Annotated in this window: 13 protein-coding genes and 1 other RNA gene; 10 read left to right on the top strand and 4 right to left on the bottom strand. The window is 61.7% G+C overall.

The window, feature by feature from the left end; genetic code table 11:
• Positions 1-98 precede the first annotated feature (98 nt).
• From M2497_RS30250 to M2497_RS30265, 4 genes are all read left to right on the top strand, one after another.
• Positions 99-308, top strand: a complete 210-nt coding sequence (locus tag M2497_RS30250) for a TIGR02449 family protein (RefSeq protein WP_007982902.1) — start codon at positions 99-101, stop codon at positions 306-308.
• A complete protein-coding gene (locus tag M2497_RS30255) occupies positions 305-622 on the top strand; it encodes a cell division protein ZapA (RefSeq protein ID WP_248485238.1) in 318 nt (105 codons plus the stop codon). Before M2497_RS30250 ends, M2497_RS30255 begins: the two co-directional genes overlap by 4 nt.
• A gap of 30 nt (positions 623-652) precedes the next feature.
• Positions 653-831: non-coding RNA, 6S RNA (ssrS, locus tag M2497_RS30260), on the top strand.
• 56 nt (positions 832-887) lie between these two features.
• The gene (locus M2497_RS30265) at positions 888-1517 is read left to right on the top strand and encodes a 5-formyltetrahydrofolate cyclo-ligase (RefSeq protein ID WP_248485240.1); all 630 of its coding nucleotides are present in this window, start codon (positions 888-890) and stop codon (positions 1515-1517) included.
• 7 nt (positions 1518-1524) lie between these two features.
• On the opposite strand, the gene M2497_RS30270 is transcribed toward M2497_RS30265, so the two are convergent.
• Positions 1525-1674 (bottom strand): hypothetical protein, encoded by a 150-nt coding sequence (locus M2497_RS30270; protein ID WP_010207387.1) that lies wholly within the window; start codon positions 1672-1674, stop codon positions 1525-1527.
• 194 nt (positions 1675-1868) lie between these two features.
• Between M2497_RS30270 and M2497_RS30275 the strand changes: the two genes are divergently transcribed.
• The 4 genes from M2497_RS30275 to M2497_RS30290 all read left to right on the top strand — a co-directional run bounded on the left by M2497_RS30275 (position 1869) and on the right by M2497_RS30290 (position 7185).
• Complete coding sequence (locus M2497_RS30275) at positions 1869-2318, top strand: EVE domain-containing protein (RefSeq protein ID WP_248485242.1); 450 nt, start codon at positions 1869-1871, stop codon at positions 2316-2318.
• 69 nt (positions 2319-2387) lie between these two features.
• The gene (locus M2497_RS30280) at positions 2388-3353 is read left to right on the top strand and encodes an HlyD family efflux transporter periplasmic adaptor subunit (protein ID WP_248485244.1); all 966 of its coding nucleotides are present in this window, start codon (positions 2388-2390) and stop codon (positions 3351-3353) included.
• Complete coding sequence (rbbA, locus tag M2497_RS30285; RefSeq protein ID WP_248485246.1) at positions 3350-6067, top strand: ribosome-associated ATPase/putative transporter RbbA; 2718 nt, start codon at positions 3350-3352, stop codon at positions 6065-6067. Before M2497_RS30280 ends, rbbA begins: the two co-directional genes overlap by 4 nt.
• Positions 6067-7185: an ABC transporter permease gene (locus M2497_RS30290; RefSeq protein ID WP_248485248.1), complete on the top strand. Its 1119-nt coding sequence runs from the start codon at positions 6067-6069 to the stop codon at positions 7183-7185. The genes rbbA and M2497_RS30290 overlap by 1 nt, the downstream gene beginning before the upstream one ends.
• Before the next feature lie 179 nt (positions 7186-7364).
• Here the strand turns inward: M2497_RS30290 and M2497_RS30295 are convergent, their stop codons facing one another.
• On the bottom strand, positions 7365-7772 hold the full coding sequence (locus tag M2497_RS30295; protein ID WP_032884296.1) for a flagellar basal body-associated protein FliL: 408 nt from the start codon (positions 7770-7772) through the stop codon (positions 7365-7367).
• Positions 7773-7922: 150 nt separating this feature from the next.
• On the opposite strand from M2497_RS30295, the gene M2497_RS30300 reads away from it, so the two are divergent.
• On the top strand, positions 7923-8900 hold the full coding sequence (locus M2497_RS30300; RefSeq protein ID WP_248485249.1) for an NADPH:quinone oxidoreductase family protein: 978 nt from the start codon (positions 7923-7925) through the stop codon (positions 8898-8900).
• A gap of 247 nt (positions 8901-9147) precedes the next feature.
• Entirely contained in the window at positions 9148-10485 is a 1338-nt protein-coding gene (gene glpT / locus M2497_RS30305; protein ID WP_025857408.1) for a glycerol-3-phosphate transporter, read from the top strand.
• Here the strand turns inward: glpT and M2497_RS30310 are convergent.
• Both M2497_RS30310 and M2497_RS30315 read right to left on the bottom strand, forming a co-directional pair.
• On the bottom strand, positions 10482-11135 hold the full coding sequence (locus M2497_RS30310; RefSeq protein ID WP_248485251.1) for a gamma-glutamylcyclotransferase: 654 nt from the start codon (positions 11133-11135) through the stop codon (positions 10482-10484). The two genes, glpT and M2497_RS30310, sit on opposite strands and share 4 nt — an antisense overlap.
• Positions 11136-11161: 26 nt before the next feature.
• Positions 11162-13552: a TonB-dependent receptor gene (locus M2497_RS30315; protein ID WP_248485253.1), complete on the bottom strand. Its 2391-nt coding sequence runs from the start codon at positions 13550-13552 to the stop codon at positions 11162-11164.
• Positions 13553-13587: the final 35 nt, after the last annotated feature.

Consider the following 13587-nt stretch of genomic DNA (forward strand, 5'->3'; position numbering starts at 1 on the left):
CGCTGTATCCTAGCACCGGCAGACGTACCAAGACTATCAAGGGCGTCAGATCGTTTATCCTGCAGTTGCCATTCATCAGACAAATCCAGTGGAACCCAATGGAAGACACCGACCTGCAAGCGCTGATGGCCAGACTCGAATTGCTAATTACTCGGGTCGAGCAACTTAAGAGTCAAAACGGACTCCTATTAGCTCAGGAAAAGACCTGGCGCGAGGAACGCGCTCACCTCATTGAAAAAAACGAAATCGCCCGGCGTAAGGTCGAATCGATGATTTCGCGCCTGAAGGCCCTGGAGCAAGACTCATGAGTTCAAGCAATAGCGTCACCGTGCAGATCCTCGACAAAGAATATTCGATCATCTGCCCCCAGGAAGAGCGCAACAACCTGGTGAGCGCCGCCCGCTACCTGGATGGCAAGATGCGTGAAATCCGCAGCAGCGGCAAAGTCATCGGCGCCGACCGCATCGCCGTGATGGCCGCCCTGAACATTACCCACGATTTGCTGCATAAGCAGGAACGCCCTGACGTGCAGGCCAGCGGTTCGACGCGTGAGCAGGTGCGTGACTTGCTGGAGCGTGTCGATCTGGTGCTTTCCAGCGATGCAGACGCACCCAAGGGCTGATTGCCGCGACTGTTTAAGGTATACTCGCCCCACTCCCTGGCGTGTTTGCCAGTCGGCGATGTCCCTGAGCCGATTCGCACTACCCTGGAAGTTGCACGTTGGGCTGGTGTGCATGTCCGCTAGACGGAAAGCCTTAAAGCCTACTGCATCTTCCACCTTGAACTTTCGGGTTCAAGGGCTAAGTCGACAGCGGCTCTGTCGGGGAGCCTGAATTCCCAAACTCAATGCCAGTCTTCGGACTGGCATTGTTTTATGAGCAGAAACCATGACCGAACCTGCGCCGCTTTCCCGTCCGCAACTTCGACGCATGTTGCGCAAAGCCCGCCGCGCCCTCACGCCGAGCGAGCAGCGCAAGGCCGCCCACGGCCTGTATCGGCAACTGGCACAGCACCCGCTGTTTCGCCGGGCCAAACATATTTCCTTATACCTACCGACGGACGGTGAAATCGATCCGCGCTTGCTGCTGCGTGCAGCACAGCGCCGGGGCAAAGCCACCTATCTGCCGGTGCTCAGCGCCTGGCCACGTACCAAGATGGTGTTCCAACGGGTCAAGCCTGGTGAGAAGCTGCTGCCCAATCGCTTTCGCATCCTGGAACCACGGGTGAACATCAGCCGCCAACGCAAAGTCTGGGCGCTGGACCTGGTGCTGCTGCCGTTGGTGGGTTTTGATGATGCCGGCGGACGCCTGGGCATGGGCGGCGGGTTCTACGACCGCAGCCTGGCTTACCTGGCGCGCCGCCAGAGCTGGCGCAAGCCGACGCTGCTGGGCCTGGCCCATGAATGCCAGAAGGTCGATCGATTGGCGCAGGCGAGCTGGGATGTGCCGTTGGCGGGCACCGTCACCGATAAGCATTGGTATATTGCGAAGACGCCACTGGAGTCAGCGGCGCCTTGAAGAAGGGTCAGCGCTTGAACGGTTGCGGCTGCTGCTGAGCCAGTTCAACGGGCGCATCGGTCTTGTTCGACCACAAGCTTTGGGCATACCCGGTGGTCACGACGCCCAGACCAAACAAAATCACCAAAATCCATAGTAAATCCGGTTTACGTTGCATCGATTGCCCCCCTTCAGGCACCTCGTACACGATGACAACAACGTTCCAAAGAGTCCGTTGCAGCTGCGTCAAGCTTTAAAAGCCGGCATTCTGCGGTAACGTGAACCAACACGCAAACCTTGGCGCCAACCGACTGTCGGTTTGTCATCAAATTGCAGGACAACTTGCCCACCGCTTATTTCAGGAGCCCAACAATGGCCTATTGGCTGATGAAATCCGAGCCCGACGAACTCTCCATCAAAGGCCTGGAAAAGCTTGGCGAAGCCCGCTGGGACGGGGTACGCAACTACCAGGCGCGTAACTTCCTGCGGGCCATGGCGGTGGGTGACGATTTTTTCTTCTATCACTCCAGTTGCCCGGAGCCGGGCATTGCCGGCATCGGCAAAATCATCGAGGCGGCCTATCCGGATCCCACCGCGTTGGAGCCCGAAAGCCACTACTTCGACGCCAAGGCCACCCCGGAGAAAAATCCGTGGAGCGCGATCAACGTTGCCCATGTGCAGACCTTTCCCAAGGTGCTCGGCCTAGGCTACCTGAAGCAACAAGCCGCCCTCGCCGAACTGCCCCTGGTGCAAAAAGGCAGCCGGCTGTCGGTGATGGCCGTCACGCCCGAGCAATGGCACGCCGTGATCCATTTGATTTGACTGACCGGCATCAACGCCCCACCGGGGCAAACCGCTCACACTAGGACGCTAACGCCGCAGGAAGCAGCCATGTCGACGAACCACCACACCTCCCGCCTTTTCGCCGTTGCCCTCATCGCCCTGTTGCTGGGTGCCGGTGGCTTCGGTTACTGGCGCTCCACCCAGGACCGCCTGCCCGAAGGCCTGAGCATGGGCAATGGGCGCCTGGAATCCACCGAAGTGCAGATCGCCGCCAAGATCCCCGGGCGCCTGGCCGAAGTGCGGGTAGACGAAGGCGACAAGGTGCTCAAGGGCCAACTGCTTGCACGCATGGACACCCGCACCCTCGAAGCCCAACGCGCCCAGGCCGAAGCCGAAGTGCTGCGCGCCAAGGAAAACTTCGCCGCCGCCGAGGCCAACGTGCAACTGCGCCAGAGCGAGCAACTGCTGGCCAACCAGGAACTCAAGCGCACCCAGGAGCTGTACAAGCGCGGCTTCGCCAGCAGCCAGCTGATTGATCAACAGCAGGCGCGACAGAACACCGGCAACGCCGCCGTGATTGCCGCGCAGGCCCAGGTCAATTCGGTAAAGGCCGCCATTGGCGCCGCCGAGGCCCAGGTCGCCCAGCTCACCAGCGAGATCGACGACAGCAGCCTGCGCGCGCCCATCGACGGCGTTATCCAGCTACGCCTGGCCGAGCCGGGTGAAGTGCTGGGCGCGGGCGGCCGTGTACTGCTGTTGATCGATCCCAATGATCAATACATGAACCTCTACCTGCCCGCTTCCGTGACCGGCCGTCTCACCGTCGGCAGCGACGCACGCATCCTGCTCGACGCCCTGCCCGACCAGCCGCTGCCGGCCAGGATCAGCTTCGTCGCCGCCAAATCCCAGTTCACCCCCAAGGAAGTGGAAACCCGCGACGAACGCCAGAAACTGGTATTTCGCGTCAAACTGCGCCTGACCCAACCCAGCGCCGTGCCCCAGGCCAAACCGGGCATGCCCGGCGCCGGCTATGTGCGCACGGCTGACATCGACTGGCCGGCCAACCTGCAATGACCGCCCTGGCGCTGCAGGCCACGGGGATCAACCACCGCTACGGCAAACAGCAGGCCCTGGTCGACATCGCCTTCAGCCTGCCGGCCGGTACGCGCTGCGGGTTGATCGGGCCGGATGGCGCGGGCAAGTCGAGCCTGCTGGGTTTGATCGCCGGGGTTAAAAAGCTGCAGGACGGCCAGTTGCAGGTGCTCGGCGGCGCCATCGACGATCGCCGCCACCGCAACAGCCTGTATCCGCGCATTGCCTTTATGCCCCAGGGCCTGGGCGGCAACCTGTACCCCGAGCTGTCCATCAGCGAAAACATCCGTTTCTTTGCCACGCTGTTCGGCCTGTCCAAAGCCGATTGCGACCAGCGCATGCACAACCTGCTGCTGGCCACCGACCTCGCACGCTTCGCCGAGCGCCCGGCCGGCAAGCTCTCCGGCGGCATGAAACAGAAGCTTGGCCTGTGCTGCGCGCTGATCCACGACCCGGACCTGTTGATCCTCGACGAACCCACCACCGGCGTCGACCCACTGTCACGTCGGCGCTTCTGGGAACTGGTCGACAGCGTACGCAGCGAACGCCCGCAACTGACATTGCTGGTGGCCACGGCCTACATGGAAGAAGCCGAGCAGTTCGAACACTGCCTGATGCTCGATCGCGGCAAGCTGATCGCCGATGGCCTGAGCAGCGACTTGGCCGCCGCGACACCCAGCGGCAAATTGGACGAAGCCTTCACCCACTTCCAGGGTGACAGCGCCCACGACAACCAGCCGCTGGTGATTCCGCCGAGCGAGAGCGACAACACCGATGTCGCCATCGAGGCCCATGACCTGACCCTGCGTTTCGGCGATTTCACCGCGGTGAACAAGGTCAGCTTTGCGATTGGTCGCGGCGAGATCTTCGGCTTCCTCGGCTCCAACGGCTGCGGCAAGACCACCACCATGAAAGTCCTCACCGGGCTGATGCCGGCCACCGAGGGCAGCGCGACGCTGCTGGGCAACCCGGTGAACGCCAAGGACCTGGCCACGCGCAAGCGCGTGGGTTTCATGTCGCAAAGCTTTTCGCTGTACGGCGAACTCAGCGTGCGCCAGAACCTGGTGCTGCATGCGCAACTGTTCGACCTGCCCAAGGCCGACAGCGGACCGCGCATTGATGAGCTGATCCAGCGTTTCGACTTGGGTGACGTCGCCGAGCAACCGTCCGGCGAGCTGCCCCTCGGCCTGCGCCAGCGTTTGTCATTGGCGGTGGCGGTGCTGCATCGCCCGGAAGTGCTGATCCTCGATGAGCCCACCTCGGGCGTCGACCCAGCCGCACGGGATGACTTCTGGCGATTGCTGATCGAGCTGTCCCGCGAACAAGGTGTGACCATCTTCCTGTCCACCCACTTCATGAACGAAGCCCAGCGCTGCGACCGCATCTCCCTGATGCACGCGGGCAAGGTGCTGGCCTGCGATACGCCGGATGCGCTGCAACAGCAATTCCACGGCGATACGTTGGAAGCCGCGTTCGTCACGTGCCTGGAACAGGCCCAAGGTGAAGCCGAACCCACCGCGCCGGCCAAGACCGTCAGCGAAACCAGCACAGCGCCAGTGAGTAAACGCGGTTTCAGCCTGGCCCGTCTGGTAGCCGTGGCCAGCCGCGAAGGCAAGGAACTGCTGCGCGACAGAGTGCGCATGGCCTTCGCCCTGCTGGGGGCGATGTTCATGATGGTGATCTTCGGCTATGGCATTTCCCTGGATGTGGAAAACCTCGCCTTCGCCGTCTACGACCAGGACCAGACGCCGCAAAGCCGCGCCTATCTGGAGGCGTTTCGCAGTTCGCGCTATTTCGCTGAGCAAGCGCCGATCCAGGACTCGACTGAACTGCACCGGCGCCTGCAACGTTCGGAAATCAAACTGGCCCTGGAGATCCCGCCCGGTTTTGGCCGCGACCTCTACGCCGGCCGCCAGCCCACGGTGGCCGCGTGGCTGGACGGCGGCATGCCGTTTCGCGCGGAAACCAGCCGTAACTATGTCGAGGCCGTGCATCAGGAGAACCTGCAGCAACTGGCCGAACTGAGCAGCCTGCCGCGCAACACCCCGGCCGCCGCCAAGCTGGAAACGCGCTTTCGCTATAACCAGGACGTGGTCAGCGTAAACGCCATCGGCCCCGGCGTGATGGCGCTGATCCTGGCGTTTATCCCGGCGATGCTCACCGCGCTCGGCATCGTGCGCGAGAAGGAGCTGGGCTCGATCACCAATTTCTACGCCACGCCGCTGACCCGCCTGGAGTTTCTATTGGGCAAACAGGCACCGTACCTGGCCGTGAGCCTGGTCAACCTGACGGTCTTGGTGGCGATGAACCGCTGGCTGTTCGGCGTGCCCTTCAAGGGCAGCGCCCTCACCCTGGCGTTCGGCGGCCTGCTCTACGTGCTGGCGACCACCAGCATGGGCCTGCTGATTTCGGCCTTCACCCGTACGCAGATCGCGGCGATCCTCGGCACCATGATCATCACCAGTCTGCCGACCATCCAGTTCTCCGGGCTGATCGTGCCGCGCTCGTCCCTGGAAGGCGCGGCGGCCTTGATGGGCATGCTGTTTCCGGCCGGGCACTTCCTGGACATTGCCGTGGGCACCTTCACCAAGGCCCTGGACCTGCGCCAGTTGTGGCCGCAGTGCCTGGCGCTGTTCGGGTTCTTCGTCGGGTTTACCGGGCTGAGCCTGGTCATGCTCAAGAAGCAGGAGGCCTGATGCATAAGTTCGCGCACATTCTGCGGCTGGGGATCAAGGAACTGACCAGCCTGCGCCATGACAGCGTGTTGCTGCTGTTTCTGTTCTACGCCTTCACCGTCGCCATCTATATGCCCGCCGCCGGTTCGGTGATCGGTGTGCACAATGCCAGCGTAGCGTTTGTCGATGAAGACCACAGCGCCCTGTCACGGCAGATGGCCGAAGCGCTGCAACCGCCCGAGTTCCAGGCGCCTGCACCGTTGGCCTATGACCAACTGGACAGGGTCATGGACAGCGGCAAGTACACTTTCGTAATCAATGTGCCGGCGAATTTCCAGGCCGACCTGTTGGCGGGGCGCCAGCCGGGGGTGCAGGTGAATGTGGATGCCACGGCAATGAGCCAGGCGTTCATGGGGGCGGGCTACATCGGGCGGATTTTCCAGCGCGAACTGCTGACCTACAGCGGACAAGCCGATGCCGCCAGCCGGGCACCCGCGCAGCTCACTACCCGGGCGCTGTTCAATACCAACCTGGAAGGCGGCTGGTTCCTGGCGGTGATCCAGATCGTCAACAACATCACCATCCTCGCCATTATCCTGACCGGTACCGCCCTGCTGCGTGAGCGTGAACACGGCACCCTCGACCACCTGCTGGTACTGCCGCTGACGGCGCTGGAAATCATGCTGGCGAAAATCTGGAGCAACATGCTGGTGGTGGTGCTGTGTACCTGGCTGTCGGTGGAACTGGTGGTCAAGGGCCTGCTTGGGGTGCCGCTGGCCGGCTCGCTGGGGTTGTTTCTGTTCGTGACCGCGCTGTACCTGTTTGCCAGTACGGCGCTGGGGATTTTCCTGGCGACGCTTGCCCGTTCCACACCGCAATTCGGACTGCTGGCAATTCCAGTGATTATCCCGATGCTGTTGCTCTCAGGCGGCAGTACGCCGCTGGACAGCATGCCCGAGTGGTTGCAGTGGGTGATGCAGGGGTCGCCGTCGACGCATTTTGTGAGTTTGAGTGCGGCGATTCTGTTTCGTGATGCGGGGGTGAGCGTGGTGTGGCCGGATTTGCTGGCACTGGCGGGGATTGGGTTGGTGTTTTTTGCGGTGGCGTTGGCGCGGTTCCGCAAAAGCCTCGCCTCATAAGCCTGGATCCGGCTTGTTGTGGTGAGCGGGCTTGCCCCGCGCTGGGCTGCGCAGCAGCCCCATCAGACTCACCACATTTCTTCAGGCACACCGAGGTGTATGGTTTTGGGGCGGCTTCGCCGCCCAGCGCGGGGCAAGCCCGCTCACCACAGAAGCCAGGCCCATAACACTTAGGAGGCTTACTGGATGATCAGGTTGTTGAACAACAGATCTTCCACCACCGGCTTGCCCGTCTCGTCATTCATCACTTGCTGGGTCTGCTTCAGGGCTTCCTGGCGCAGTTTTTCTTTGCCCTCGACGGTGCTCATCGCCTCGTTGGTCTGCTGGGTGAACAGGGCCACCAACTGGTTACGGATCAACGCATCGTTGGCTTTGACGGCGGCGGCCGCTTCGGTGCCGGTCACGCGCAGGGCGATGTCGGCCTTGAACACCTTGAGTTTCGCCGTGCCATCCAGGCCGTAGTTGCCCACGAACGGCGGGCTCAGGCTGATATAGCTGACCTTCGGCGCCTCGCCCTCTTTGGCTTCTTCGGCCTGGGCCGCCATCGGCAAGGTCAGGGCCAGCATCAACAGGATCCACGCTTTCACAGTTCATTCCTCACATTCGGTTGCCGGGTAGCATAACGCTAGCAAGGCAGAGCACAAGCTTATGGCGGCTTATCAGGCCTGGGCATGCTCGTTGACCCACGGGCGTACCCTCCTACACTTATCGGCCACGACGCCAAAAGGAATAGTCCGATGAAAGCTGTGCTGTGCAAAGCCTTCGGCCCTGCCGAAACCCTGGTGCTGGAAGATGTCGCAAGCCCTGCGATCAAGAAGAACGAAATCCTGCTGGACGTGCACGCGGCCGGGGTCAACTTTCCGGATACGCTGATCATTGAGGGCAAGTACCAGTTCAAGCCGCCCTTTCCGTTCTCGCCGGGTGGCGAAGCGGCTGGCGTGGTCAGTGAAGTGGGCGAAAAAGTCGGCCACCTAAAAGTCGGTGACCGAGTCATGGCGCTGACCGGCTGGGGCAGCTTTGCCGAACAGGTCGCGGTGCCGGGCTATAACGTACTGCCGATCCCGCCGAGCATGGATTTCAACACCGCCGCCGCGTTCAGCATGACTTACGGCACGTCGATGCACGCGCTCAAGCAACGGGCCAACCTGCAAGCCGGCGAAACCCTGCTGGTGCTCGGCGCTTCCGGTGGCGTGGGCCTGGCTGCCGTGGAAATCGGCAAGGCCATGGGCGCGCGTGTGATCGCCGCCGCCAGCAGCGCCGACAAACTCGCGGTGGCCAAGGCCGCCGGCGCCGATGAGTTGATCAACTACAGCGAAACCAGCCTGAAAGACGAGATCAAGCGCCTCACGGACGGCAATGGTGCCGATGTGATCTACGACCCGGTGGGCGGCGACCTGTTTGACCAGGCCATCCGCGCCATCGCCTGGAACGGCCGCTTGTTGGTGGTGGGGTTTGCTAGCGGGCGCATACCGGAGTTGCCGGTGAACCTGGCGCTGCTCAAGGGCGCGGCGGTGGTCGGGGTGTTCTGGGGTTCTTTCGCCCAGCGCCAGCCGCAGGATAATGCGGCGAACTTCCAGCAGTTGTTCACTTGGTACGGTGAAGGCAAGCTCAAGCCGCTGGTGTCGCAGGTGTATCCGTTGGAACAGGCCGCCCAGGCGATCAATGACCTTGGGCAGCGCAAGGCGGTTGGAAAGGTCGTCGTCCAAACCCGCTAAAAATTTGAAATACCGTCAATGTGGGAGGGGGCTTGCCCCCGATAGCGGTGTGTCAGTCACAGCTATACAGACTGATAAACAGCTATCGGGGGCAAGCCCCCTCCCACTTTTCGATCTCCGGTGTTCGTAAGGGAACATTCATTAGCGTTCATTTCTGGTTGTTTATAGATAAGAGGCGATGCTATTTTCGGTAACGAAACTGTAACATTCGCATCCGCAGTCAAAACAAGAAATCTGGAGCTCTTGAATGTTTGCTTTCTTTCGTCCTGCCGCACATCAGGCGCCCCTGCCTGAAGAAAAAATAGACAGCACTTACCGACGCCTGCGCTGGCAGATCTTCGCCGGTATTTTCTTCGGTTACGCCGGCTACTACCTGCTGCGCAAAAACTTCTCCCTGGCCATGCCCTACTTGATCGACGAGGGTTACACCCGCGGCGAACTGGGCCTGGCGATGTCGGCCATCGCGATTGCCTACGGCCTGTCCAAGTTCCTCATGGGCCTGGTGTCCGACCGCTCCAACCCGCGCTACTTCCTGCCCTTCGGCCTGCTAGTTTCCGCCGGGGTGATGTTCATTTTCGGTTTCGCACCCTGGGCGACGTCCAGCGTGACCATGATGTTCATTTTGCTGTTCATCAACGGCTGGGCCCAAGGCATGGGCTGGCCGCCGAGTGGGCGGACCATGGTGCACTGGTGGTCGCAGAAGGAACGCGGCGGCGTGGTGTCGGTGTGGAACGTGGCGCACAACGTCGGCGGCGGCCTGATCGGCCCGCTGTTCCTGCTGGGCATGGCCTGGTTCAACGACTGGCATGCGGCGTTCTACGTACCGGCTACCGTGGCGTTGCTGGTGGCGGCGTTTGCCTTCATCACCATGCGCGACACCCCGCAATCGGTCGGCCTGCCACCAATTGAGCAGTACAAGAACGACTACCCGGAAGGCTACGACGCCAGCCACGAAGATGAATTCAGCGCCAAGGAAATCTTCGTCAAGTACGTGCTGCGCAACAAAATGCTGTGGTACATCGCCTTCGCCAACGTGTTTGTCTACCTGCTGCGTTACGGCGTACTGGACTGGGCACCGACCTACCTGAAAGAAGCCAAGCACTTCACGGTGGATAAATCGTCGTGGGCGTACTTCTTCTATGAGTGGGCGGGTATCCCGGGCACGCTGCTGTGCGGCTGGATGTCGGACAAGATCTTCCGTGGCAACCGTGGCCTGACCGGCATCGTGTTCATGGCGCTGGTGACCGTGGCGACCCTGGTGTACTGGCTCAATCCGCCGGGCAACCCGATGATCGACATGATTGCGCTGTTCTCCATCGGCTTCCTGATCTACGGCCCGGTGATGCTGATCGGCCTGCAGGCGCTGGAACTGGCACCGAAGAAAGCCGCCGGCACCGCTGCTGGCTTCACCGGCCTGTTCGGTTACCTGGGCGGCTCGGTGGCGGCCAGTGCGGCCATGGGCTACACCGTCGACCATTTCGGCTGGGACGGCGGTTTCGTGCTGCTGATCGGCGCATGCCTGCTGGCAATCGCCTTCCTGATCCCGACGCTGTGGCACACCAACAGCGTCAGTTCGGCGCGCTAAGCACCTGAGCAACCCTTTGCACAACGCTTGAGCCGCGCCTCCAGGTTCTTATCTGGCATGGCGTGGCTGCGCAGGGCGTTGACGGTCTGCTCGACATAATCGCGAGTGGTGCCGTAACGCCCGCAAGCACTTTGCAGCACATGGTTCAGTACGATATCGGGCAAGTTACCGGCGTAGCTGGGCAAGTGCCGCTCCAACACAAACCCCAGCGCCTGTACGGTACTGCCATCTTCCAGACGGCAGCTGAGCCAGTGTGGCCGGTAGGACGGGTAAGGCATCTCGCGCTGCCACAGGGCGTACAGCGAGGCTTCCAGCTGATCTTCCGGCAAACGGTAGGCAAACCCGCTGCAGGAGCCCCCACGATCCAGGCCAAAGACCAGCCCCGGCAGCTCCGGCGTACCCCGATGCTCATGGGACCACAGGTACAGGCCCCGGTGATAACCGTGGACCCGTGCCCGCACCCGCTCGGTCGAGGAGCATTCAGGGCGCCAGATCAGCGAACCATAAGCGAATAACCAGACCGGCCCACCCTTATGCCGCGCCATGGTGGCCTGCATCGAGCTCATCAACTGTTCGTGAGTGAGTTGCGGCCCAAGATCGAGCCGCGGAGGGTAAGCCAATTGCAAAAGATCGGATTCAATAACGGTCATGGCAAATCGCTTAGGTCTCCTGTGCTTTACCAGTTGTAGGCAACTTTACCGTAATAGAACGCACCGCTGTAACCGTACGGCGAAAAAGTGCTATAGGCCAAATTGCCACCGCTGCTGGCGAAGGCATTGACCTTCTCAGGGTATTTATCGGTAACGTTGTCGCCACCCAGGGTGAAGGTCCAGTTCTTCAACTTATAGTCCGCCGACAAATCCAGCACCCAGGCCGCCTTGAAGGTCTGGTCGTTGACCTTGTCTGCCTGGTAGCTGGTGAATTCACCATAGCGCACCAGGTTGCTGTGCAGCGCCCAATTGCCGAATGTGAAGTCGTTACCCAGGCTCAGTTTGTGCTCAGGCGTGGTGTCGCCCAGCAGCAAGCCGCTCTTTTCGCGACGGTCCACCCGCACCAGGTTGGCACCCAGGCTATCGAGGATGGCCGGGTTGGGCTTCACGTCCGTCACCCGGGTATGGTTGTAGTTGTAGCCCACGGTGCTGTTCCAGCGGATGCCGTTATCGAATTGATAGCGATAGTTGGCCACCAGGTCGACGCCGTCGGTGCTGGTGTCGGTGGCATTGGTGAAGTAGCGGGCGGTGGTGTAGTTGATATTGCCGACACCGTTGGCGCGCAGATAGGCCTGGGTGGCCGGGTCCAGATTGAGGTTGGACGACAGGCTGATACGGTCGCGGATATCGATGCGGTACACGTCCACGGTTACTGTCAGGTCGTCGGCAGGCTCCAGCACCAGGCCAAGGCTATAGTTGCGCGACTTCTCGGCCTTGAGGTCTTCCGCGCCCAGCAGGCGGGCCACCTGGCTCGATGCCGGGAAAGTGCCGGCCTCGCGGATGTCGCTGCCGATCAACTGCGACGAGGTAAACGCAAAGTTCTGCTGCGCCAGGGACGGTGCGCGGAAGCCGTTGGAGATACTGCCGCGCAAGGCCACCTGCGGGGTGAAGTCGTAACGGGCCGACAGCGAACCGCTGACGTTGGAACCGAAGTCACTGTAATCCTCATGCCGCACGGCGGCCGATGCGCTGAGTTTTTCGGTGAAGTTGGTTTCCAGGTCCAGGTACTGGGCCCAGTTGTGGCGCGAACTGCTGCCGGCGTCGGCATCACGGAAGCCGCCGAGGCCCGAGCTGCCGGTCTGGTAGTAGGACGCCGGTTCACCCGCTTCAATCTCATACCCCTGGCGCAGGTATTCACCGCCAAAGGCCACGGAGACCGGGTATGGCAGGAAGCCCACGTCGAACTCACGGGACAGGTCGAGGCTGACTTGCTTCTGGTCGTTGCTCAGGGTGCCGTTGTCGAACTTGCGCGGCGTGGCCAGGCCCAGGGAGGTGTTGATGGTTTCGGTGCTCAACTCGTACTGGTTCTTGCCGTAGTTGGCCGAGAGGTCGTAGTGCCAGTCGTAGGCCAACAGCCCGCGCAGGCCCACCACCAGCGAGGTGTCCTCCAGGTTGCCCTTGATCAACGGCAGGTAGCCGTTGGGGTTGAGCGCCGCAATGTTGTTGGAGGCGTTGCTCGCCCGATAGAACGCCGCCGTCTCGCCGCGCCGCTTGCTGTAGCCGCCGAAGGTGTAGAACTCGGCGGCATCGTTGAACGAATATTCCGAGTTGAACTGTAACTTGCCTTCATTGGTGGCCGGTTCACCCTGGCGGAACACGCGCTGGCCGTAGGTGGTGGAGCCGACACTGGCTGGGCGGTAATCATTGCCGGCACGGTTGGTGTAATCGTTATCGGCACCTTCGGCCGAGAGGTTGATGAAGCCGTTATCGCCCAATGCCAGGCCGGTATTGCCGCTGACGTTACGCTGGATACCATCGCCCTTCTTGTATTCGCCGAACTTGGTGGAGATTGAGCCGCCATGGTCGGCGTGCTTGAGGATCACGTTGATCACCCCAGCAATGGCGTCCGAGCCGTAGCGCGCGGAAGCGCCATCGCGCAGCACCTCGATATGGTCTACCGCCGACAGCGGGATCGCGTTCAGGTCCGCCGGCGCCGAGCCGCGCCCCACCGCACCGCCCAGGTTGACGAACGCGCTGGTATGGCGACGCTTACCGTTGACCAGCACCAGCACCTGATCCGGCGACAGGCCGCGCAACTGCGCAGGACGCACCAGCTCAGCACCGTCCACCAGGCTCGGGCGCGGGAAGTTGATCGATGGAATCAGCCGCGCCAGCACTGCGCCCAGCTCATCGGAGCCGGTGCTGCGCAGGGTATCGCCGGAAATCACATCGATGGGTGACAGCGAAGCACTGGCCGTACGCTCCTGGGCGCGGGTGCCGGTGACGATCACGGTGTCGAGCTTGGGTGTATCGGTGGCCGACGTTTCGGCCGCGAAGACAGGATTGAAACCCACGGCGGCCAGCAAATTGGCTGACAAAATCGCCGTGTACAGCGCGTGTTGCTTGTAGCTCCCCATACCGCTCCCCTTTGAATCAAAAACCAGAACGTCGT

The sequence above is a fragment of the Pseudomonas sp. CYM-20-01 genome (assembly GCF_023169845.1).
Taxonomy (GTDB): domain Bacteria; phylum Pseudomonadota; class Gammaproteobacteria; order Pseudomonadales; family Pseudomonadaceae; genus Aquipseudomonas; species Aquipseudomonas azotoformans.

What these genes read in the sequence shown, in the direction of transcription:
- M2497_RS30250 (WP_007982902.1), top strand. Translation starts at nt 99, where the DNA reads ATGGAAGACACCGACCTGCAAGCGCTGATGGCCAGACTCGAATTGCTA.
- M2497_RS30255 (WP_248485238.1), top strand. Translation starts at nt 305, where the DNA reads ATGAGTTCAAGCAATAGCGTCACCGTGCAGATCCTCGACAAAGAATAT.
- M2497_RS30265 (WP_248485240.1), top strand. Translation starts at nt 888, where the DNA reads ATGACCGAACCTGCGCCGCTTTCCCGTCCGCAACTTCGACGCATGTTG.
- M2497_RS30270 (WP_010207387.1), bottom strand. Translation starts at nt 1,674, where the DNA reads ATGCAACGTAAACCGGATTTACTATGGATTTTGGTGATTTTGTTTGGT.
- M2497_RS30275 (WP_248485242.1), top strand. Translation starts at nt 1,869, where the DNA reads ATGGCCTATTGGCTGATGAAATCCGAGCCCGACGAACTCTCCATCAAA.
- M2497_RS30280 (WP_248485244.1), top strand. Translation starts at nt 2,388, where the DNA reads ATGTCGACGAACCACCACACCTCCCGCCTTTTCGCCGTTGCCCTCATC.
- rbbA (WP_248485246.1), top strand. Translation starts at nt 3,350, where the DNA reads ATGACCGCCCTGGCGCTGCAGGCCACGGGGATCAACCACCGCTACGGC.
- M2497_RS30290 (WP_248485248.1), top strand. Translation starts at nt 6,067, where the DNA reads ATGCATAAGTTCGCGCACATTCTGCGGCTGGGGATCAAGGAACTGACC.
- M2497_RS30300 (WP_248485249.1), top strand. Translation starts at nt 7,923, where the DNA reads ATGAAAGCTGTGCTGTGCAAAGCCTTCGGCCCTGCCGAAACCCTGGTG.
- glpT (WP_025857408.1), top strand. Translation starts at nt 9,148, where the DNA reads ATGTTTGCTTTCTTTCGTCCTGCCGCACATCAGGCGCCCCTGCCTGAA.
- M2497_RS30310 (WP_248485251.1), bottom strand. Translation starts at nt 11,135, where the DNA reads ATGACCGTTATTGAATCCGATCTTTTGCAATTGGCTTACCCTCCGCGG.
- M2497_RS30315 (WP_248485253.1), bottom strand. Translation starts at nt 13,552, where the DNA reads ATGGGGAGCTACAAGCAACACGCGCTGTACACGGCGATTTTGTCAGCC.